Source organism: Amycolatopsis sp. NPDC004079 (genome assembly GCF_040610415.1).
Taxonomy (GTDB): domain Bacteria; phylum Actinomycetota; class Actinomycetes; order Mycobacteriales; family Pseudonocardiaceae; genus Amycolatopsis; species Amycolatopsis halotolerans.
Genome location: NZ_JBEXMH010000068.1, coordinates 1 through 20,749, shown reverse-complemented (window position 1 = coordinate 20,749; position 20,749 = coordinate 1). Strand labels below are relative to the sequence as shown.

Below are 20,749 nucleotides of genomic sequence, written 5' to 3'. Positions count from 1 at the left end.
GAGGAACACCATGGCGGGTGCCCGCAGGCGGCGTTCGAGCCGGGTTTCCGCTGGTGCTCGCGGCGGGTTGGGGGCGGGGCTCGTCCTGGCCGGGTTCGCGGGCGGGGCGGCGTTCGCGGCGGCTGCGCGGGCGGCTCCGGCGGAGCGGGAAAGCGAACCGGCGCCCGGCGCGGGGCATGAGGTGCTGCCCATGGCCGCGCGTCCGCCGGAGAGGGAGCTGGCGGTGCTGAAGTCCGCGGTCAAAACCCGCGACGATCGGCTCGAGCGAGAAGAGCGGGAGCGCGAGAAGGCCCGTCAGGAACCCCGTGCGTACGCGCCCGTGACCGGCACGATCACCTCGAACTACGGCGGCCGCTGGGGAACGACCCACTACGGACTGGACGTCGCGAACGCCATCGGCGCCCCGGTCCGGACTCCGCTCGCCGGGACGGTCGTCGAGGCCGGTCCGGCGAGCGGGTTCGGGCTGTGGGTGCGCGTCCGGCACGAGGACGGGACGGTCACGGTGTACGGGCACATCAACCGGTACACGGTCGCCGCCGGGCAGCGCGTGGCGGCCGGGCAGGTGATCGCGGAGGTGGGCAACCGCGGGCAGTCGACGGGGCCGCATCTGCACTTCGAAGTCTGGGCGGACGGGGAGCGCAAGACCGACCCGCTGCGCTGGCTGCGGGGGCTCGGCGTGCGGATCGAACCGGGCGGGTGACCTCGGGTGGACGTCGGGCCGGAGCGTGCGCGACAATACATGCACGTTTCACTATATGTCAGGGACGGTGCGGGGTGAGCGAGCACAAGACGGGGCACGGCCACGGCCACGGGGTGTCGGCGGGCGCGGATCGCAAGTGGCTGGTGCGGGCGCTGGTGCTGATCGTCGGGTTCATGGCGGTCGAGCTGGTCGTCGGCCTGATCGCCGGGTCGCTCGCGCTGATCACCGACGCGGGCCACATGCTGACCGACGCCGCGTCGATCGTGCTCGCGCTGGTCGCGATCCGGCTGGCCGCGCGTCCGGCGAAGGGCGGGTTCACCTACGGGCTCAAGCGCGCGGAAATCCTGTCGGCGCAGGCCAACGGGATCACCTTGCTGCTGCTCACCGCGTGGTTCCTCTACGAGGCGGTGACCCGGCTGATCGATCCGCCGGAGGTCCAGGGCGCGCTGGTGCTCGTGACGGCGCTGGCCGGGATCGTCGTGAACGTCGCGGCGAGCTGGTGCATCAGCCGGGCGAACCGGTCGAGCCTGAACGTCGAGGGCGCGTTCCAGCACATCCTCAACGACCTCTACGCGTTCGTCGCGACCGCGGTGGCCGGCGCGGTCGTGTGGTGGACCGGGTTCGCCCGCGCCGACGCGATCGCGGCGCTGGTGGTCGCCGCGCTGATGGCGAAGGCGGGTTGGGGGCTCGTCCGCGAGTCCGGCCGGATCTTCCTGGAGGCGGCGCCCGCCGGGATCGATCCCGAGGCGGTCGGGGAGCAGGTGGCGTCGGTTCCGGACGTGGTGCAGGTGCACGACCTGCACATCTGGCAGATCACCTCGGGCGAGCCCGCGTTGTCCGCGCACGTGCTGGTGCGGCCCGCGGCGGACTGCCACGCGGTGCGGGCGGGGATCGAGGAGATCATGCGGTCCCGGCACCGGCTGGACCACACGACGCTGCAGGTCGATCACGCCGACGAGGGCCGGGCCGAGCATTGCGAAGGATCGCACGGGCCGACTTACCGGTTCACCGGACGCAGCTGAACCCGCGAACGAGAGGAACCGCATGCAACTCTGCTTCGGCGGCTGGCGGCTGGACGCTCCTGGCCGTCTTAGAGGTCCTCGCGATCCTGCTGGCCGCGATCGGCGTGGCGCAGGCCCGCGACCCTGCCCGGCGCCCGCCGAAAAGCGAGGCGGAGAGCGGGGACGAACCCGAGTGAGCGAGCCCTAGGATGCGTGGCGTGCAGGGACTCGGCGAGCTGGAATCGGCGGCGATGGACGTCTTGTGGCGCGCGGGCGAAGCGCGCACGGTCCGCGAAGTGCTGGAGGGGCTGAACCGGGACCTGGCTTATACGACCGTCCTGACCGTGCTCGATCATTTGCACAGCAAGGGCTGGGTGGCACGTGAAAAGCGCAGCCGCGCCTATTGCTACACGCCAAGTCTCTCGCGCGAGGAAGCTGCCGCACGCGCGATGCGGAATCTGCTCGCCGACGTCGGCGATCCCGAAGGAGTGCTGCTGCATTTCGCGCGGTCGGCGTCGGAGGGGGAGCGGGACGCATTGCGGCGCGGGTTGCGGAAGCGCTCGTGATCGTTTCAGCGGCACTGGTCGCGACTGCGGCGGTGGTGGGTTTCTGCGGACCGGCTCTCCTGCGCCGGGTGTTGCGAGCGCGGATGTCCTCGCCGCTGCGGTTTGTCGTGTGGATTCTGTTGCTGGGCAGCATGATCGCGGCTGGTGCCGGTGCGGTGGCGGCGGCGTTCGGGCCCGGGCACGAGGTGGCGCGGCGGCTTGTCGCGTGGCTGCGGCTCGACACTTTGCGGCATCACGAAGTGCTGCATCTGGACGAGGTGGTTGGCTTATCCGGAGCGCTGCTCGCGGCGGGCGCGGCGGGAGCGTTCGCGCTGGCAGCAATCCGCCGGTACCGGCACCAGCTTCGGCTGCACGACCGGCATTTCGCGGAGTTGTCGATGGTGTGCCGGGCCAGAGCGGGTGTGTGGTGGCTGCCGTCGGAGGAGAAGCTCGCCTACAGCATCGCCGGAAAGCCTGATCTGGTCGTGCTTTCCGAAGGGCTCGCGAAGGACCTCTCCGCGCTGGAACTCGCCGCGGTGGTCGACCACGAACGGTCCCATCTGCGCGGACGGCACCATCGGCTGGTCGGGTTCGCGCACGCGGTGTCGGCGGCGCTGCCGTTCGTTCCGCTGGCTCGGCAGTCGCCGGAATTCGTTGCCGCGGCCGTGGAGTTGAGCGCGGACGCCGCGGCCGGCCGTCGGCACGGACCGGCGACAGTCAGTGCGGCGTTGGACCGGATGCATCCGGTGCGTTCGGCGGCCACCGCACTCAGGCTCGAACACCTCGCCCGCGGTCACGGCAGCGCGATGACCGGCGCTCTCGCCTTGGCAACGGCAGCATTGCTCCCGGTGAGCACGGCTGCGGCCCTGATCGTCGCCGGAGCCTGGACGGCGACTCCCGCCCTGCTCCACGCCTGACCGCTATGACTACTATGTCCGTTAGTAATCGTGAACGGGGGCAGATCAGGTGCTGGGCCGAAAAACGCAGATCATCGCGGGTATCCTCGCCGGGCTGGCGCTGACGGCGGGCTGCACGGCCGCACCGGATCCCGGTCCCGCCGCCGGGAACGACCAGAAGACCAGCGCCGCGCCGGTGCCCGCGACCCTCGACCTTGGGCCGAAGGACGGCTCGAACGACGTCGCGCCCGGCGAGCCCGTCACCGCGGTGGCCGGAGGAGCTACGCTCAGTGACGTCACAGTCAAGGCCGCGGACGGCACCGCGATCCCGGGCGAGATGGACCCGGCGAAGCAGCGCTGGAACACCAGCAAGCCCCTCGAATACGGTACGAAATACACCCTGACCGCCCGCTCCGTCGGCGCGGACGGCAACCCGGTGACCCGCACCAGCACCTTCACCACCGCGACCGCCAAAGCGCAGGCTTACCCGTCGGTGATCCCGCTCGACGGCGAGACCACCGGCGTCGGCATGCCGATCACGATCAAGTTCTCCGCGCCGGTCGCGGACAAGGCCGCCGCGGAGAAGATGCTCACCGTCACCTCCGACAAGCCCGCGACCGGAGCCTGGCGCTGGTTCGGCGACGACGAGGTGCACTACCGCACCAAGGAATACTGGCCCGCGTACTCCACGATCACCCTCGACATCAAGATCGCCGGCCGCGCGCTCGGCAACGGGGTGTTCGGCAAGGCCGACCGCAAGATCAGCTTCAAGACCGGCCCGTCGATCATCTCGAAGGTGTCGGACAACGAAAAGCAGATGCGGACGTACAAGGACGGCCAGCTCGTCCTGACGTCCCCGGTCAGTCTCGGCAAGCCGTCCGCGCGCAGCGTTTCGGGCACCATGCTGATCATGACCGTGCAGTCTCCGTACACAATGGACTCCAGCACGTACGGCGTGCCCACCGACGCGCCCGGCGGCTACCGCACCACCGTCAAATACGCGTTGCGGCTCACCAACTCCGGCCAGTTCCTGCACTCCGCACCGTGGTCGGTCCGGCAGCAAGGACACTCCAACACTTCGCACGGCTGCCTCAACGTCAGCGTCGAGAACGCGAAGTGGTTCTACGAGAACTCCCATCGCGGGGACGTCGTGACGGTGTCCGACACCGGAGTGGACCTCAAACCCGGCGACGGGTGGACCGACTGGCGGTTCAGCTGGGAGGAATGGCAGAAGAAGGTCTGACCCCGCCGGGAAGCGGCGCACCGGGGGATGCCGGTACGCCGCCCGCGCGGGTCAAATGGATCAGACGGATTGGCGGGGCTGCGGGGAAAGCACGTCCTCTCCGTAAATCCCCTGCAGCCAGTTCGTCTGGTAGATCGTGTCGAGGTACCGCTCGCCGAGGTCCGGGGCGACGGCCACCGCGGTCAGGTGGTGTGCGTCGTGTTCGGACAGCCAGCTGGTGGCCCCGCTGACCACCGTCCCGGTCGAGCCGCCGAACAGGAATCCGTTGCGCGCCAGCCGGTGGCACGCCCGGACCGAATCCGGCTCCTCGACCAGGACCACGTCGTCCACATAGGTCTCGTCGAGGATCGCCGGGCGCACGCTGGTGCCCAGGCCCGGCAGCATCCGCCTGCCCGCCGGGCCGCCGAAGGTCACCGAGCCGACGCTGTCGATCGCGACGATCCGCACCGGGCGGTGCCACTGCCGGAAGAACCGCGCGCAGCCCATCAGGGTGCCCGTGGTGCCCGCGCCGACGAACAGCACGTCGAGGGCCGGGAACGCGGCGGCGATCTCCGGCCCGGTCCGGTGGAAGTGCGCGCCCCAGTTGTCCGGGTTGGTGTACTGGTTGAGCCACACGTACCGCTCGTCGGACGCGACCAGCATGCGCACGTGGTCGATGCGCGCCCCGAGGAAACCGCCCTCGGGGCTGGGTTCGGTGATGATGTGCACCTCGTTGCCGAGCGCCTCGATGGCGCGGCGGGTCGCGAGGTTGCAGCGGGAATCGGTGACGCACAGGAACTTGTACCCCCGGCTGGCCGCGATCATGCTCAGCGCGACGCCGAGGTTGCCCGAAGAGGACTCGACGATGATCGAGCCCGGCCGCAGCAGGCCGTCGCGTTCGGCCGCGTCGACCATTTCGGTGGCGGCCTTCAGCTTGATGGAGCCGGCGAAGTTGAAGCCCTCGCACTTGAGGAACAGCGAATAGCCGAAACTCCAGCGGAGGTCGACGTACAGCGCCTCCTCGTTGAAGGCTTCGGGAACGGTGATGACACGCACGGTTTTTCTCCTCGTCAGGAACAAAAGCTCAGGGGCGGACGGCGCTCAGCCATACCGGCGCAGGTCGTGGAAGAAGTCCTCGATGACGTGCAGTCCGCCGGTGTCGGACACTCTCTCGTGGACGAAGGCCCCGACGGCGAGGTCGAGGACGCCGAGCCCGAACGGGGAGAAGATCAGCGGCTGGTCGGCGGGCGGGCTGATCCGGCCGGACAGCACGTCGTCCAGCGTGCCGAGCAGGAAGTCCCGGCTGCCGGTGCGCTGTTCGACCAGGTGCGGCGAGGTGTTGGCCTTGAGGCAGTGGTCGACGTCGTCGACCAGGTTCGCCGACGCCAGCAGGACCTCGGGGGCCAGATCGCGCAAGGAAACGTGCAGTACCAACGGGTTGTGGGAGAACCACGAGGGATCGTGCACGTGCGGTTCGCCGGCGATCGTCGCGAAGATCACCAGATCGCTGTCGCGGATCAGGCCTTCGGCCGTGTCGCGCACCCTGATGTCCCCGGCGAACCCGGACTGCTCCAGGTAGCCGCGGAATCCGGCGGCGCTGTCGGCGTGCAGGTCGTGCACGTTGATCTCGTCGAACTCCCAGCCGGTCCCGGCGAGGAAGGTGTGGATGTAGCGGGCGATCAGGCCGACGCCGAAGAACCCGACGCGCCGGGGCCGTTCCCGTGTCCGGCTGAGCCAGTCCGCGGCGAGCGCGGCGGAGGCGGCGGTCCTGGTCGCGCTGATGATGGAGCTTTCCAGGCAGGCGAACGGATACCCGGTCGCGAGGTCGTTGAGGATCAGCACCGCCGACGCCCTCGGGATCCCGGCGGCGACGTTGCCCGGGAAGCTGGAAATCCACTTCACGCCCGCGACGTTCGTCTCCCCGCCGAGCGAGGCGGGCAGGGCGATGATCCGGTCGGCCGGGCGGTCGGGGAAGCGCAGGAAATACGACGGCGGGTTGACCGAATCGCCGGAGCCGTGCACCCGGTAGGCGGTCTCGACGAGGTCGACGACCTCCCGTTCGCGCCCGGCCAGCGCCTGCTGGACCTGGCTGCCGGAGATCACCGCGAACGGCGGCGCCGCGCCCGGACCCGCGGGCGCGGACTCGGCGGTGAAAGATTGCGTGGTCACTGGGTTTTCCCCTCGGAATGCAGCGAGCAGTCGGAAAGTCGTACCGGGTCGGCCAGCCCGACGAGCACCTCGCGCGGGCCCTCGTAGGCGTCCCGGCTGTGCGCCGTGCGGACGTTGTCGACCAGCAGGAGATCGCCCGCCTGCCACGGTTCGCGGACGGTGTGCTCCTCGTACACCTCGTTGAGCAGCTGCACGACGTCCTCGCCGATCGGGTCGCCGTTGCCGAAGCGGGTGTTGAACGGAAGCCCGTCCGCTCCGTAGATGTCGACCAGGTACTCGTGCACCTCGGGCGCCATCGTCCACTCGTTGAGGAAGGCGATCTGGTTGAACCAGCAGCGCTGGCCGGTGACCGGATGCCCGACGATCGCGTCGCGGCGCTGCCGGGTGCGCAGTCCGCCGTCGGGCTGCCAGGCGAACTCGATCCGGTTGGCGCGGCAGTAGTCCTCGATCGCGGAGCGGTCCTCGGTGCCGAACGCCTCGGCGACCGACGCCCCGATCTCGTCGTTGAAGCTGCGGGTGAGCAGCCAGCCTTCGCGCTCGAACCGCGCGCGCAGGTCCGCGGGCAGCGAGGCCAGCACGGCGGTGGAATCGCTGACGCCGGTGACGCCGCCCGAGGAAGGCGGGCTGACGCAGGCGAACAGCATCAGGCCCGGGAATTCCAAGGTGTAGCTCAGTTCGTGGTGCATGCACATCGGCTGGTTCGGCGGCCATTCCGTCGAGGAGTGCACCCCGCCGGGGTAGGACGCGCGCGGCGCGAAGGCCTCCCGCTCGGTCATCAGCAGGTCGGTCAGCCTTCCGAACACGGCCGCGACGGCGGTCTGTTCGGCGAGCCCGAGACCTCGGACGAGCACCGCGCCGTATTCGGCGACGAGTCTTCGCACCGTCTCCCGGTGCGTGCTCGCCCAGCCGGCCGGGTCGCCGCCTGCCTCGGCCCGCAGCACCGCGGGCAGCCCGGGACAGAAATCCGGCTCGGGCGGGGAAGTCTTCGGCAGGAATTTGGACAACGACATCGTGGAATCCCTTCGATTTCCGCGTTGCAGAGGGTCAGGAGCTTCGGGACGAGGTGCCGGACCGGCTGTCGATCAGCTCGGCCAGGTCGGCGAGCACCGGATGCTTGGCGACGTCCTTGATCGAGACCGCGCGGTCGAGCGCGATCGCCAGCTTCACCGCGGACAGCGACGTGCCGCCCCGGCCGAAGAAGCTGTCCCGGCGGCCGATCCGGCCGGACCGGATGCCGAGCACCTGCGCCCAGGCCCCGGCCAGCCGCTGTTCGGTTTCGGTGACCGGCTCGTCGTAGTCCTCTTCGACCGCGTCGAGTTCGGCGGCGAGCGCGGTGAGGTTCTTCTTGTCGATCTTTCCGTTGGCGGTCAACGGCAACTGCTCCCGCCAATGGAACGCCGAGGGGAGCATGTACTCGGGCAGCGCGGCGCCGAGCTGGTCCCGCAGCAGTGCGAGATCGAGCTGCTCCCGGCTGGAGTAGAACGCGACCAGCCGCTTGCCCTGCCCGTGTTCGGCCACCACCACCGCGCCGTCGCGCACCCCGGGCACCCGCAGCAGCGTGTTCTCGATCTCGCCGATCTCGATCCGGAAACCGCGGATCTTGACCTGCGAATCCCGCCTGCCGAGGAATTCCACCTTGCCCTCGGGCAGCCAGCGGCCGTGGTCGCCGCTGCGGTAGAGCCGGGCGTCGGGCCGGTGCGGGTCGGTGGTGAACGCCCGCGCGGTGCGCTCCGGGTCGTTGATGTAGCCGCGGCCCACGCACACCCCGGAGAACACGATCTCGCCGGGCGCGCCGAGCGGGACCGGGTCGAGCTGCTCGTCGACGATGTACACGCGCACGTTCTGCACCGGCGGCCCGAGCGGCACCCGCTCCCGCGTCGGCGCGCGGTCCATCACCTCGTGGTTGGTGTCGTCCGAGGTTTCGGTGAGGCCGTAGGCGTTGACCAGCTTGACGTCCGGCATCGCGGCGAACCAGCGCTGCGCCAGTTCGGTCTTGAGCGCCTCGCCGGTCACCGACACGCAGCGCAGATCGGGCAGCGCGACCGGGTTCTTGTCCACCGCGGAGAGGACGACCTCGAGGTAGGAAGGCACCACCTGCAGCACCGACACGCCGCCGCTGCCGAGCCGGTCCACGAACCGGTCGGCGTCCAGGATCACGTCCTGCTCGATCAGCAGGGTCTTCCCGCCGACCAGCAGCGCGGAAACCAGCTGCCACAGCGAGATGTCGAAGCACTGCGGCGCGACCTGCGCGACCACCGAGTCCTCGGTGATGTCGAGGTCGTTGATCTTGGCGTAGAGATGGTTGACCATCCCGGCGTGCTCGCACATCGCGCCCTTCGGCTCGCCGGTCGAGCCCGAGGTGAAGTAGATGTAGGCGAGCTGTCCGGCGTCGACGACGATGCCGAGATCCTCGTCGGAGTGGTCCTCCTCGTACGCTGCGTCCACGAACAAGGTGCGCACGCCGGGCAGCGATTCGACGGCCTTGCGCAAAGTGGTCGTGCTGCCGGGTTCGGTCAGCACCAGTTCGCAATCGGCCCGGCGCAGCGTGGTCGCGATGCGGTCGGTCGGGAAATGCGGCTCGACGGGCAGGTAGACGCCGCCCGCCTTGAACACGGCCAGCACGGCGGCCATCCAGTCCAGATTGCGTTCGGTGACCACCGCGACGACGCCCTCGCGCCGCAGCCCGCGCGCCACCAGCGCCCGCGCCAGGCGGTTGGCGCGCCCGTTGAGCTCCCGGTACGTCCACTGCCGGTCGCCGTGCACCGCCGCGATCGCGTCCGGACGGCTGGCGACGTGGCGCTGGAACAGCTCGTGGCAGCGCAGGTCCGGCACCTCGACGTGCGGCCCGGCGAGGCCTTCCAGCTGCAGCTTGAGTTCCGCGGACGACAGGAGGGTCGTTTCGCGGTGCGGCGCGGTGACGTCGGTGCGGATCAGCGCGAGCGCGCTCAGGTGGTAGCCGAGAACGCGTTCGGCGCTTTCGGAATCCAGCACCTCGGTGCGGAAGCGCAACCGGAGCGTCTCCAGATCCGGCGACACGTCCAGCCGCAGCACGGTGTCCCCGGCGAGGTTCCCGGCGGTGCCGGTCGGGTCGAAGACCGTTTCGAACGGCGGCGCGATGATGCCGAGTTCGGTGCGCAGTTCGTCCACCGGGAAGTCCCGGAAGGCCCGGGTCTGCGCGTCGACCTCCGCGGTGTGCTCGATCAGCTCGCGCCAGGTGCCGGATTCGGTGCTCAGCCGGCAGGGCAGCGCCGCTCCGCCGGGCCCGGCGACGTAACCGGTGCACACCTGCGGCTCGCCCGACAGCGCGGCGAGCACCTTGGCGTGCGCGGCGAGCAGCACCGAGCTCAGCGGCACGTGCAATTGGTCGGCCAGCAGCCGCAGCCCGGTCGCGATCCCCCGGGGGATCGGCGTTTCGTGGTCGCCGATCGCGGAGCCCGCCTCCAGCGTCCAGCGCGGGACGCTGGTGCGTCCGCCGGCGGTGAGTACCTCGCGCCAGTGCTCGCGAACCGCTCCCAGTCCGGTTCTCATGGGTCGTCCTTCCCGTGGTTGTCGTTGCTCCGTCACGATTTCCCCGCCAGCTGACGGCGGCCTGCCCGGACCTCGTGCGCGGGGTTCCCGCCCCAGTGCTCGCGATCCGGGACCTCAGTGCCCTTCATGAGGAAGGAATGGGGGGCGAGCGACGAGCCGTCGCCCATGGTCACGCCGTAATGCACCAGCGCGCCGGTGCCGACGGCACACCCGCTGCCGATGGCGATGCGGTCCATCTTGTAGCCGCCGTCCTCCTGCGAATGGCACTGGACGACGGACCCGATGTTCAGTGTGACGTTGTCTCCCAAGCGCACCAACGTCTTTTCGATGATGAGCGCGCCGTCGTCGAACAGGCGCTTGCCGACCTTGACGCCCAGCAGCCGCCAGACCACGCCCTTGAACGGGGTCCCGTCGAGCGAGCGGTAGATCGCGTTCGCCGCGGCCGCTTTCCAGAACCGTTCCTGCCGCCAGAACCGCCGGTCGTAGATCGAGCACGACACCGGGTGCATCGGCCGGATGAACACCGTGATCCGTTCCAGGGCAATGAAATACAGCATGCCGTAGAGGAGCATCGCGGCCGTGTCGATCGCGAACAGCGACGGGCCGATCAGGTCGTAGTACACGTCCGAGGCCCAGGTGAGCAGCAGCAGCCCGTAGAAGAACAGCCAGTGGGACACGGCGTACAGCAGCATGCCCCCGACGTTGTGCCGGGTCTTGGCGGCCAGCCTGCGGCGGAACTCCTCCGGCGTCTTCGGATGGTCGAACTGGCTGTCGCGCTCCACCGAGCGCGGGATTTCGAAGCTGGGGGAGCCGAGCAGGCCGACGTCCTCGCGCACCGGGCCGTCGAGCGGAACCAGGACCTTGGTGGCGAGCAGGCAGTTGTCCCCGGTCTTCGCCCCGGCGGGGTAGAGGACGTGGTTGCCGAGGAAGTTCCGCGCCCCGACGTGCACCCGGGACAGCCGGAACGAGGTGTTGGTGTACTCGGCGTTGACCACCGACAGGCCGTCGGCGACCATCGTGCCCGCGCCGGAGGAGAAGAGGTACGGGTTCTCGTACTTTTCGTCGAGCCCGAAGTTGGACCCGGTCTGCTCTTTCCTGGACACCTTGCAGCCCACCAGGCGCAGGTAGTTCACGATGGCCGAGCTGTCGCCGAAAAGCGTCTTGAAGAACCGCAGGTTGGTGAGGATGCGGATGACGCGGTGTGCGGTGTAGCGGAAAGTGTAGAGGCGGTAGACCTCGCCGGGTTTCAGCGCGAGGTTCAGCAGCCGCGGCACGAACGTGACGATCAGGAAGCCGGTCAGCCGCAGGCCGAAGTACAGGATGAAGGAGACGACGAAGGCCTTCCAGTAGAACTGCGGGTCGGCGAAGTCCAGGACGGCCGTGCCGAGTCCCATCGCCGGGCTGAGCTCCGGCAGCGTGTTCAGCACGAAGCCGAGCAGGCCCAGCACCACCGGGGCCAGCAGGAGGACCGCGGTCAGGGCCTGGCGCACGGCGAACAGCGCCCGCCGGACGCTGCCGCAGCCCCGCGGTTCGACGCGCCGGTAGTGCACGTCGGCGGGGACGGCGGGAACGCCGTGCCAGCTCTGCCCCTCCGGAACCGATTGCCCGGCGTGCAGGGACGACGCGTGCCCGAGCTGGGCATTGGCGCCGAGCCGGGTTTCGATGTCGATGACGGACATCTCGCCGACGTAGGAGTTCGCGCCGATCGAGACCGGGCCGGTCCGGATCACGCCGTCGTGCGCGCGATAGGTGGTGAAGTAGGTGTCCTTGCAGATCACCGCGCCGTCCCCGACGGTGAGCAGATCGGTGCACACCGGGACGAAGCGCGAGAAGATCGTGACGCCCTTGCCGATCTTCGCGCCCAGCGCGCGCAGGTACAGCGAGTAGAGCGGGGAGCCGACGAACAGCGGGACCAGCAGGTTCCGCTGGACGAGCGTCTTGACCACCCAGAACCGGACGTAGCCGAGGCTCCACAGGCGGATCTCGCCGGGCTTCCAGCGGCCGACGAGGATCCATTTGAGCGCGATCGGAAGGGTGCACAGCACCGCCAGCACCAGGGCGCCGAAGACCACCGCGCGCAGGTAGTAGTGGAGCAGGCCGGTGCCGGCCAGGATCCAGTCGGTGCCGACGCCGAGCACCTGGGCCACGAGATACGAATAGGCGAAGAAGATCAGCAGCTGCAGTATCCCGCAGCCGAAGTATTCGAGCCGGCTCGCGCGCTTCGGCGGCTCCGCGGGGGCGGGAGCGGGCGCCTCGGCCGGGACCTCCTCGGTCTCGGCCAAAGCGGAGACGAGACTGGCGATGGTCGGATTCCGGTAAATGTCCTTGATGGAGACGGCGGGAAGATCGGCACGCTTGCGCACTCGCGCGCAGAACTGTGCCATCACGAGCGAGTTGGCCCCGAGATCGGCGAAGAAGTTGCTGTCGACCGACACGTTTTCCTGCCCGGTGACATCGGCCATCACCTGGGCGAATGCTTCTTCGGTGTCGGGTGCCGGACCGGGGCGGGCGGTCGGGTACTCGGTGAGATCCATATGCCTAATGATCGGTGGATGTAACGCCGACGTAACCTACGGACGTCGGTGTTGACAATTTCGTGACCTGTTCGATGCGAGTCGCGGTTGACAAATGCGACACGCGCTGGGATTGAGGTCTAGACCACGTAAAGAACCATTAATCTGGCAAAGGGGACCAATGCCGTGAATACCCTTTGTTTTTCAACAGCCAGTGGCGGTTGTCGACGGATCCGGGACGGTCCGGCGAAGGGTTCCGGTGAAGTCTGATCGTCGTCGTGCATTTACCGCAAACCGATCCTCCGCACGGGCGATGTTACCAGGATTTCCCCGCTTTCGGGGGGCGGATTCCCCTGTTGGCGGAGGTGGAACTGGTCCGCTGGGGTGAAATCCGCGGCACATGGAGTGGCGCGAAGTCGCTGTGCGGAGGGGGTCCTGAGCGGCGGCCCGGGCCCCGCCGTGCTCGCTGAGGGCGCCCGTCAAGGTTCTTTGGTCCTCGAATTCGGTGACGTTATGCGCCGGGCCGGAATATGCAAGTGGCGCTTCGCGGGATTGATGGCACTTTCGAGGGAATTGCCGTCCCGCGCCGTGGGTTTGTGCCAGCTGGGTGAGATTCGCGGCGAACGGATGATTTCGTTGCGCTGTTCGGGGTACGCCGGACTGCTCTGCCGGAGTTCTTCGCGGATGCGCCCTCCGGAGCCGGGGTCGGCCGGAAGGTCGCGCGGAGGGCTTCCCGGGAGGAAACGGCCGATCGCGGTATTTCCGGGTCCGGCGGCCGGGCGAAGTCGAGGCGTCGGTCCGGTCGCTGGAATTATGTCGCTTCTCGTGGTTTTCTGGCTGCATTGAAACATTTTCGTGTTGTCCGGATTTCCCGGATCGCGCCAGGGGAGAAAAACATGAAGGCAGCGTCGGCCGTCCGGTCCGCCCTGAGATTCGAGTGACGCGGTGCCGCCCGATACCGCCGCATCGGCGAAAACGATTACCGTTATGCTGCTCCGGCAGGCGGCGAACCGGCCGGACGCGGTGGCGATTCGCGACCGGCTGGACGTCGTGACCTATGCGCGGCTCGTCGCCGAAGCCCGCCGCATCGCGCACAATCTGGCCGCGGCAGGCGCTTCTCCCGGCGGAATCGTCGCGGTGGCCGCCAAGCGCACTCCGGAATTGCCGCCGTTGCTGCTCGGAATTCTTCTGGCCGGCTGCGCGTACAGCGTCTTGGACGTGCGCTGTCCCGGAACCCAGCTCGCCGCTCTGGTGTCCGCCTTGCGACCGGCGGTCGTAACGGGCGACGCGGCCGGTGTCGCCGCGCTCGCTGCGGCGTCGATCGAGCACATACCGGCCGAACGCCTCCGGAAACCCGGCGACGGACCCGCGCTTCCCGATGTGTCCCCGGGCGATCCGGCGAGTGTTTTCCGGGCCTCGGACTCGACAGCAGTGCTCTCGCCGCACCGGGCAACCACTCGACTGGTCGCGGCGGGCGGATGCGTTCCCCTGGGTCCGGCCGCCGTCACCATCTGCGCCGCCGCTCCGTCGGGGCCGGTCTTCAGCCTGGAACTGTGGGCGACGTTGCTGTCCGGTGGAACCGTTCTCCCTTACCGGAAAGATCAACTCGCGCCCGCGGATGTCCACGGCTGAGTCCGGCGCGGCGCGACTCATCTCTTTCTGGACTCAGCCCAGTTCGCCGCCGTCGCTGCCGATGCGGCCTGCCTGTCCGGACTGCGAATCCTTACCGTCGGGGACTGGCTCGACCCGGCCGTCTGCCGGACCGTGCTGGCGGCTTGCCCGTCCCTGGCGCTGTACAACGCTTATGGCGCAGTCGAAAACTGCGGGGCCGCAACGATTCACCGGGTGACCCAGGCCGATCTCGACGCCGCGGGCGGCATCCCGCTGGGCCGCGCGATCGCGGGCACCGGCGTCGCGGTGTGGGACGGCGTCAGGACGGCACCGGCCGGTGAACGCGGAGAAATCGCGCTCACCGGCGACGGTCTGGCCCTCGGCTACCTCCGCTCGCCGGAACGCACCGCCGATGCTTTCCCGAAGCTGGACATCGACGGTGTGTCACAGCGGGCTTACCTGACCGGCGACCGCGGCTGGCTCGACGAATCCGGCGTGCTGCGGCTCGGGGAACCGGCGGCTGCCGCGGTTACCACTGTCCGAAATGGACAGTCTCGCTCTCCGGCTTCCGCTTGCGAGTAGCCGGGGAGGCGCCCGCGGAGATCTTGGCGTCGGCGTCGTAGCCGATGGCGATCGCGCCGACCGGCTCGTGGCTGTCCGGCACGCCGAATTCGGTGCGCACCTTGGCGTAGTCCTCCGCGCCGATGCCGAAATACACCGCGCCGAGCCCCTCGTCCACCACGGTCTGGAGGATCAGCAGGACGGCCATGCCGGTGTCGATGTACCAGAACGGCACCGGCCAATGGTCCTCGCTGCGGTCGGTCCAGCCCTTGTCCGGCTGGGCGTAGCGGTCGAGGTAGACGTCTTTCACCGAGAACGGGATCACGATCACCGGCGCGGCCTTGGTGCCCTCGTCCAGCGTCCAGGACGAGAGGGTGTCGGCGAATCGCCGCACGTCGTCGCCTTGGAGCACCAGGAACGCCTGGCCTTGCGAGAACCCCGCGGACGGCCCGCGCAGCGCGTTGCGCATGATCCGCCGGAGACTGTGCTCGGGCACCGGTTCGTCGGTGAACTTGCGCACCATGCGCCTGCGCCGCACGACTTCCTGAAACTCCATCGCTGCCCCCTGGAGGAAGTTTTCGTTCGACTGTAGCGGGTTTCTATCGCTCGCGGCCCGATCCGGAGCGATTCCTCGGACGCGGTGTCGGGCGCTGCGGTGCAGGCGGTCAGGGTGCGGACGGACTTCGTGGGCCGCCCAGCGGTGCACAGTGCGCCGATGAGGTCGGAGATGCTTTTGCCGTGCGGGGTGTGCTCGCTAGTGCGGGTGGGGAAGTCGAAGACGCGGGGGCAGAGCGCGCGGGCGAGCGGATTGGTGGCGAGGAGGTCGAGGCGGACGAACGCGGTGGTGGTGGTCATCGAGTCGAGGATGCGCTGCAAGATCGGACTGACCCGCTGCGGCGGACGGTGCCGTTGCCCGCCGTTGGGGGGCGGCCGACGGTGCGGGCGAGGTCGAACAGGTAGGTGCGTTCGTCGTCGAGCTGCATTGCCTTGGCGACCGCGTCGAGGACCTCCTCGGACACGCCGCCGATGTGTCGGTTCTCGAGTCGCGGGTACCACTCGGTGCTGACCCGGCGAGCACCGCGACCTCCTCGCGGCGCAGATCCGGGACCCGCTGGTCCGGTCTCGCGTGGTTGATTGCGCCGACGCGATCCCGCGGCGCGTCTGGCATTGGCGACGGTGCGGTCGACTTGAGAGCGGTGTCGCAAAGCAGTTCGGTGCGGGGCGAATTGTTCGCGTGGGAGGCACGGCTCCCGTACCGATCCGGGGCGTGAGTTGTCACCGAGCGCGCGGAGGAGGGCATCGCCGAGGTGCGTGAAATCAGCGGGGCATGGTTCGCCGCCCGGCCGGAGGCATTTGCCTGCGGCCGGGCGGCGTTACTGCTGAGAGACTCGAACTCCCGCGTTCCGGGTATGCCCGGCGGCCGTCGCGCGGGAAAAACGCCGGGCGGCGGCCGTTCGAACTCCGGTGGGGAGCGAACGCCTCGTCCGGCTTTTCCCGAAATGATCTCCGCGGAACCGCCGAGGCCCGGCGGGCTATTTGCCCGCGCGCTTTTTCGCGGTGCGCTTGCGGGGTTTCGCCTCCGGCTTCTGGCTTTCCTCGTAGGCGGCGATCACCTCGCGCGGGATGCGGCCGCGTTCGGCGATGGCCCAGTTGTTGTCCAGGGCCCACGTGCGGATCGCCTTGGAGCGTTCGCGTTCCTCGGCCGTCGGCGCGGCCGCGGCCCGCACGGTCGTCTTGCGTCCGCCGGTCCGGCGGGCGGACGCGATGAACGTCGCCAGTTCCTCGCGCAGGGTGGCGGCGTTCTCGTCGGACAGGTCGATTTCGTACTGGACGCCGTCGAGTCCGAAGGGGACGGTCTGCCCGGCTTCGGACCCGTCGAGGTCGTCGATCATCTCGACGAGGACTTTCTGTGCCATCGCGGTGACTCCTCCTGGAAACGGGACGCGGTCACCGCAGACCATAACAGGAGTCCACTGTGGCTGGTCGGCGGCAATAATGTAACGCCGGTCGCGCCGGTGGAATTGGCCGTGCCGAGCGGAACGGCGGTCAGGAGGTTTTCCGCCGCGGCGCCGGATCGGGCAACGCCGCGAAGGCGTGTCCCATCCGGTCGCGTTTCGTCCGGAGGTAACGCAGGTTGTGCGGAGTTTCGACCGGGCGCAGCGCGACCCGCTCGGTGACGTGAAGTCCGTAATCGCCGAGTCCGCGGTATTTCTCCGGGTTGTTGGTGATGAGCCGCACTCGCCGGACGCCGAGATGGTCGAGGATCCGCGCGCCGGAATCATAGGAGCGGGAGTCCGCCGGCAGACCCTGCGCGACATTGGCGTCGACTGTGTCGAGACCGGTTTCCTGCAGCGCGTAAGCCTCGATCTTGGAAGCGAGGCCGATGCCGCGGCCCTCGTGGCCGCGCAGGTAAACGATCACCCCGCACCCCTCGTCGGCCACCGCGCGCATCGCTTGTTCGAGCTGGGTGCCGCAGTCGCAGCGCAACGAGCCGAGGATGTCGCCGGTGAGGCATTCGCTGTGCACCCGCGCCAGCGCGCCTCGCTCGGAGCCGCCGGCGGCGGCGACGTCTCCCATGACGAGGGCGAGATGCTCGGCACCGTCCACTCGGGACCGATACGCGATCGCTCGGAAGTCGCCGAAAGCCGTCGGCATCGCGGCCGTCGCGACCGGTTCGACCAGCCGCTCGGTGGTGCGGCGCTGCCGGACCAGATCGGCGATGGTGACGACGGGCAGTCCGTGTTCGGCGGCGAACTCCCGCACGCCGGCGTCGCGCAGCATTTCGCCGTCCGGGCCGATCAGCTCGCTGATGACGCCGACCGCCTCGCGACCGGCCAGCCGCAACAGATCGACAGCGGCTTCGGTGTGCCCGGCGCGGACGAGCACCCCGCCGTCCTGGGCACGCAACGGAAAGATATGGCCCGGACGGCGAAGACTCTCCGGCACCGTGCCCGGATCGGCGAGCGCCCGGCAGGTGCGTGCGCGTGCGGTCGCGGACACTCCGGTCCCGGCGTCCGCGTGATCGACCGACACGGTGAACGCGGTGCCGTGCACGTCTTTGTTATCCGCGACCATGGGCGGAAGCGCGAGCGCGTCGGCTCGTTCCGCGGTCATCGGCGCGCACACGATTCCGGTGGTGTGCGCGACGAGGAAGGCCATCTGGTCGGCGGTGACACTGTCGGCCGCGAGCACGAGGTCTCCCTCGTTCTCCCGGTCGTGATCGTCGACGACCACGATCATCCGGCCTTCCTCGAGCGCGCACACCGCCGCGCGAACGCTGTCCTCGATAGCAAGCATGTCGAACCTCCCCGGCGCTGAAGCCACTCGGAGTTACTGTAGAATAACGAGAACCAGGCAGTGAACTGGCATTACCTGTGCATCGATGTTATCGGTTAATAACATTGAGTGGAAGGGTCACGAGCCGTGGAGTGCACCGGTCCGCTGAAGATCGCGGACGAAACAGCCGAGCAGGTCCGCGAACCGCGCACGTTCGTCCGGAGCCCACCCGGCGAGAGCGTCGCCGAACTGAGCCGCCCGGCGCCGCCGTTCCGCATCGAGAATCCTGCGGCCCGCAGCAGTCACGACAAGCGGGCTGGCCCGACCGTCCTCGGGATCGGCTCGCCGCTCGATCAGCCCGGACCGCACCAGCCCGGCGACCTGGCGACTGACCGTCGACGGATTCACGCCCAGCACCGCGGCGATTTCCCCGGCCCGGAACGGACCGTCGTCGGAGAGCATGGCCAGCAGCGGCAAGCACATCGCTTCGGCCGGTGCCGCTTCCGCACGCTGGACCAGGCGGGTCAGCGTGAGCAACTGGTCGGCGAGGTCGGCGTCGGACATGGCCTCAACGGCCAGCGCGAACATGACGATCGCGCCCGGCCCCGTACCCGGTGAAAACCATCAGCACGCTCAACACGGTGAGTGCGACGAGCGCGCCGGACCAGCTTCCGGTGGCGTCGTGGAGGATGCCGAGCAGCAGCGGTCCGGCGGCGGCGACCAGGTAGCCGATGGACTGCGCCATTCCGGCCAGCGCGGTGGTCTCGCCAGGGCCGGTGGCGCGCTGGCTCTGGAAGCTGAGCGCGAGCACGAGGCAGACCCCAGTGCCCAGCCCGAGCAGCGTGCACCCGACAATCGCGATTCCGGGCGCCAGCAGAAGAATCGCGAACCCGGCAGCCGTGACCGCCGACGCCGCGGCCGCAGGGAAGCGCTGGTCGGCCCGTCCCCGGGTAAGCAAGGGCAGCACCATGCCGGTGGCCAGCGCGACGAGTTGGTAATAGAACAGCATCCAGCCAGCCGCAGCTGTGCTCATGCCCTGCCCGCTGAGAATGCTGGGCAACCACGCGACGGCGGTGTAGAAGGCGAGCGACTGCAGACCCATGAACAGGGAGACTTGCCACGCGAGCCAAGACCGCCACGGCGTCGGCGCGTGCGTGCTGCCGGTCTGCGACCCGGTGTCCGGACGCGAACCACGCAGCCGCGGCAGCCACCCCGCCAGCGCGGCCAAGGCGACGACCACTGCCCAGGCGAGCGCGGAATGCCATCCGCCAGGCAGAACCCCCGCCAGCGGAACGGAAATCCCGGACGACACCGCGGCGACCACGCCCATGACCGTGACGTACAGCGCGCTGACGGTATGCACCCGCGAAGCCGGAACGTGCGTGCGGATCACCGTAGGAAGCAAGACATTCCCCACGGCGATCGCCGCGGACAGCAACACCGTCCCCGCGAACAGGCATGCGACCGACGGCAGCGACCGAACCACCGTGCCCACTGCCAGCACCACCAGCGAGAGCACGAGCAACCGCGTAGACCCGATCCGATGCGAGACGCGCCCGACCAGCGGTGATGTCGCCGCGAACATCAACAGAGGCAAGGTATTCAGCACGCCACCCGCCGACGCCGGCAGCCCGGTGTCGTGCTCGATGGCAGGCAACAACGTGCCGACGCCGGTCAGCGTCGCACGGAGATTGGCTGCCACCAAGAGAATCGCGAGCAGCAGTCCCGCTGACCACTCAGGCTTAGTGATCGGTCTCTTCGCGACCGCTGGAGCTTCGACCTCGGCGGTCACTTCTCCCGCTCCGTTCCGGCCCCGGTGAGCTTCACGATTTCGGCGGCGCAGTAACGCGCCCCGACTTCGTCCTGGGCAGCGATCGCCTCGACCAGTTGCCGATGCAGTCGGGTGTGCTCCTGCGCGGTCGCCTCGGGCCACAACGTGTCACCGATCTGCTCGGCAACGGAGGCGCTGAGGACGTCGTACACCTCGGTGAGCAGGGAATTCCGCCCCGCATTCACGACGGCCTGATGAAAACGGACATCCGCCTCAACGGCTGTCTCGGTGTTGTCGCGCTTCTCGGCCTCGTCGAGCAACTGCTGCAAACTGACCAGGTCGTCGTCAGAGCGTCGCACCGCAGCCAGCCCCGAGGCATACTCCTCCAGCACGGCCCGCAGTTCCAGCACGTCGCTCCGCCGCGAGGAGTTGGCCCGCCGCATCAAGACGGACTGCATTTCACTAGACGCCCGGACATACGTCCCGTCGCCTCGCCGCGCCTCCAGCAGCCCGAGGTGCACCAGCGCGCCGAGCGCCTCCCGCACCGTCGTCCGCCCGACGCCAAGCTGCTTGACCAGGTCGTTCTCCGGGGGAATCCGCATCCCGACCGGCCACTCCCCGGAGGCGATCTGCTCCCGGAGAGTGTCCACAAGCTGTGCGGCAAGGCTGGCGACCCGACTGGGCGCCCGAAGATCGTTCATAAGGCGACCCTAACACCGAATGTCAGACATTTGAATGTGAGCAGGGTCGCGAGGGGTTCCTTCCCGATCGGCCTGGGGCCGTGAGGGTTCCCCTCACGGAACCGGGTGTGGTGGGGCCCCGCACCCCGAAGCTTGATTGTGCTGACGGTCCGGGGTTGCTTGTCAAGGCGGGAAAGATGCCTTGACAAGCAACCCCCGACCGCAAGGAGAGCTGGTAAAGGGGTGGGGAGAGGGGGCGGGGGTGCGAGAATGTTT

Annotated in this window: 17 protein-coding genes and 1 pseudogene; 6 read left to right on the top strand and 12 right to left on the bottom strand. The window is 69.0% G+C overall.

Features of this window, described 5'->3' with window-relative positions; all coding sequences use genetic code 11:
- The first annotated feature begins 10 nt into the window (after window positions 1–10).
- The 5 genes from ABZX37_RS41135 to ABZX37_RS41115 all read left to right on the top strand — a co-directional run bounded on the left by ABZX37_RS41135 (window position 11) and on the right by ABZX37_RS41115 (window position 4,385).
- Complete coding sequence (locus ABZX37_RS41135; RefSeq protein ID WP_354749102.1) at window positions 11–700, top strand: M23 family metallopeptidase; 690 nt, start codon at window positions 11–13, stop codon at window positions 698–700.
- Between the two features lie 74 nt (window positions 701–774).
- The gene (locus ABZX37_RS41130; protein WP_354749100.1) at window positions 775–1,722 is read left to right on the top strand and encodes a cation diffusion facilitator family transporter; all 948 of its coding nucleotides are present in this window, start codon (window positions 775–777) and stop codon (window positions 1,720–1,722) included.
- A gap of 197 nt (window positions 1,723–1,919) precedes the next feature.
- Window positions 1,920–2,267 (top strand): BlaI/MecI/CopY family transcriptional regulator, encoded by a 348-nt coding sequence (locus tag ABZX37_RS41125; protein WP_354749098.1) that lies wholly within the window; start codon window positions 1,920–1,922, stop codon window positions 2,265–2,267.
- Entirely contained in the window at window positions 2,264–3,163 is a 900-nt protein-coding gene (locus ABZX37_RS41120) for a M56 family metallopeptidase (RefSeq protein WP_354749096.1), read from the top strand. Before ABZX37_RS41125 ends, ABZX37_RS41120 begins: the two co-directional genes overlap by 4 nt.
- 49 nt (window positions 3,164–3,212) lie before the next feature.
- Window positions 3,213–4,385, top strand: coding sequence for an Ig-like domain-containing protein (locus tag ABZX37_RS41115; protein WP_354749094.1), 1,173 nt, complete (start codon window positions 3,213–3,215; stop codon window positions 4,383–4,385).
- A gap of 60 nt (window positions 4,386–4,445) precedes the next feature.
- On the opposite strand, the gene sbnA is transcribed toward ABZX37_RS41115, so the two are convergent.
- From sbnA to ABZX37_RS41090, 5 genes are read right to left on the bottom strand one after another with little or no spacing between them, the layout of a single operon-like run.
- Window positions 4,446–5,420, bottom strand: coding sequence for a 2,3-diaminopropionate biosynthesis protein SbnA (gene sbnA / locus ABZX37_RS41110; RefSeq protein ID WP_354749092.1), 975 nt, complete (start codon window positions 5,418–5,420; stop codon window positions 4,446–4,448).
- Window positions 5,421–5,465: 45 nt separating this feature from the next.
- The gene (gene sbnB, locus ABZX37_RS41105; protein WP_354749090.1) at window positions 5,466–6,533 is read right to left on the bottom strand and encodes a 2,3-diaminopropionate biosynthesis protein SbnB; all 1,068 of its coding nucleotides are present in this window, start codon (window positions 6,531–6,533) and stop codon (window positions 5,466–5,468) included.
- The gene (locus ABZX37_RS41100) at window positions 6,530–7,543 is read right to left on the bottom strand and encodes a TauD/TfdA family dioxygenase (RefSeq protein ID WP_354749088.1); all 1,014 of its coding nucleotides are present in this window, start codon (window positions 7,541–7,543) and stop codon (window positions 6,530–6,532) included. The genes sbnB and ABZX37_RS41100 overlap by 4 nt, the downstream gene beginning before the upstream one ends.
- 34 nt (window positions 7,544–7,577) lie before the next feature.
- Window positions 7,578–10,061: an amino acid adenylation domain-containing protein gene (locus ABZX37_RS41095; protein WP_354749086.1), complete on the bottom strand. Its 2,484-nt coding sequence runs from the start codon at window positions 10,059–10,061 to the stop codon at window positions 7,578–7,580.
- Between the two features lie 32 nt (window positions 10,062–10,093).
- Window positions 10,094–12,595: a Pls/PosA family non-ribosomal peptide synthetase gene (locus ABZX37_RS41090; RefSeq protein WP_354749084.1), complete on the bottom strand. Its 2,502-nt coding sequence runs from the start codon at window positions 12,593–12,595 to the stop codon at window positions 10,094–10,096.
- A 966-nt stretch (window positions 12,596–13,561) separates the two neighbouring features.
- Here ABZX37_RS41090 and ABZX37_RS41085 point away from each other — a divergent pair.
- Window positions 13,562–14,767, top strand: a pseudogene (locus ABZX37_RS41085) (AMP-binding protein).
- Here ABZX37_RS41085 and ABZX37_RS41080 read toward each other — a convergent pair.
- From ABZX37_RS41080 to ABZX37_RS41050, 7 genes are all read right to left on the bottom strand, one after another.
- Window positions 14,715–15,302, bottom strand: coding sequence for a nitroreductase family protein (locus tag ABZX37_RS41080; protein WP_354749082.1), 588 nt, complete (start codon window positions 15,300–15,302; stop codon window positions 14,715–14,717). The pseudogene ABZX37_RS41085 and the gene ABZX37_RS41080 overlap by 53 nt on opposite strands.
- 295 nt (window positions 15,303–15,597) lie before the next feature.
- Window positions 15,598–15,765 carry a hypothetical protein gene (locus ABZX37_RS41075; protein WP_354749080.1) on the bottom strand — a complete coding sequence of 56 codons (168 nt, stop codon included), beginning with the start codon at window positions 15,763–15,765 and terminating at the stop codon, window positions 15,598–15,600.
- A 513-nt stretch (window positions 15,766–16,278) separates the two neighbouring features.
- Window positions 16,279–16,662 carry an Lsr2 family protein gene (locus ABZX37_RS41070; RefSeq protein WP_354749078.1) on the bottom strand — a complete coding sequence of 128 codons (384 nt, stop codon included), beginning with the start codon at window positions 16,660–16,662 and terminating at the stop codon, window positions 16,279–16,281.
- Window positions 16,663–16,792: 130 nt separating this feature from the next.
- Window positions 16,793–18,043: a bifunctional 3,4-dihydroxy-2-butanone-4-phosphate synthase/GTP cyclohydrolase II gene (locus ABZX37_RS41065; RefSeq protein WP_354749076.1), complete on the bottom strand. Its 1,251-nt coding sequence runs from the start codon at window positions 18,041–18,043 to the stop codon at window positions 16,793–16,795.
- A 117-nt stretch (window positions 18,044–18,160) separates the two neighbouring features.
- Window positions 18,161–18,586 carry a MarR family transcriptional regulator gene (locus ABZX37_RS41060; protein WP_354749074.1) on the bottom strand — a complete coding sequence of 142 codons (426 nt, stop codon included), beginning with the start codon at window positions 18,584–18,586 and terminating at the stop codon, window positions 18,161–18,163.
- Between the two features lie 4 nt (window positions 18,587–18,590).
- Entirely contained in the window at window positions 18,591–19,814 is a 1,224-nt protein-coding gene (locus tag ABZX37_RS41055) for an MFS transporter (protein ID WP_354749072.1), read from the bottom strand.
- Window positions 19,811–20,494 (bottom strand): FadR/GntR family transcriptional regulator, encoded by a 684-nt coding sequence (locus tag ABZX37_RS41050; protein ID WP_354749070.1) that lies wholly within the window; start codon window positions 20,492–20,494, stop codon window positions 19,811–19,813. The genes ABZX37_RS41055 and ABZX37_RS41050 overlap by 4 nt, the downstream gene beginning before the upstream one ends.
- Window positions 20,495–20,749: the final 255 nt, after the last annotated feature.

What these genes read in the sequence shown, in the direction of transcription:
- ABZX37_RS41070 (WP_354749078.1), bottom strand. Translation starts at nt 16,662, where the DNA reads ATGGCACAGAAAGTCCTCGTCGAGATGATCGACGACCTCGACGGGTCC.
- ABZX37_RS41060 (WP_354749074.1), bottom strand. Translation starts at nt 18,586, where the DNA reads ATGTCCGACGCCGACCTCGCCGACCAGTTGCTCACGCTGACCCGCCTG.
- ABZX37_RS41090 (WP_354749084.1), bottom strand. Translation starts at nt 12,595, where the DNA reads ATGGATCTCACCGAGTACCCGACCGCCCGCCCCGGTCCGGCACCCGAC.
- ABZX37_RS41095 (WP_354749086.1), bottom strand. Translation starts at nt 10,061, where the DNA reads ATGAGAACCGGACTGGGAGCGGTTCGCGAGCACTGGCGCGAGGTACTC.
- ABZX37_RS41135 (WP_354749102.1), top strand. Translation starts at nt 11, where the DNA reads ATGGCGGGTGCCCGCAGGCGGCGTTCGAGCCGGGTTTCCGCTGGTGCT.
- ABZX37_RS41080 (WP_354749082.1), bottom strand. Translation starts at nt 15,302, where the DNA reads ATGGAGTTTCAGGAAGTCGTGCGGCGCAGGCGCATGGTGCGCAAGTTC.
- ABZX37_RS41065 (WP_354749076.1), bottom strand. Translation starts at nt 18,043, where the DNA reads ATGCTTGCTATCGAGGACAGCGTTCGCGCGGCGGTGTGCGCGCTCGAG.
- ABZX37_RS41050 (WP_354749070.1), bottom strand. Translation starts at nt 20,494, where the DNA reads ATGAACGATCTTCGGGCGCCCAGTCGGGTCGCCAGCCTTGCCGCACAG.
- ABZX37_RS41100 (WP_354749088.1), bottom strand. Translation starts at nt 7,543, where the DNA reads ATGTCGTTGTCCAAATTCCTGCCGAAGACTTCCCCGCCCGAGCCGGAT.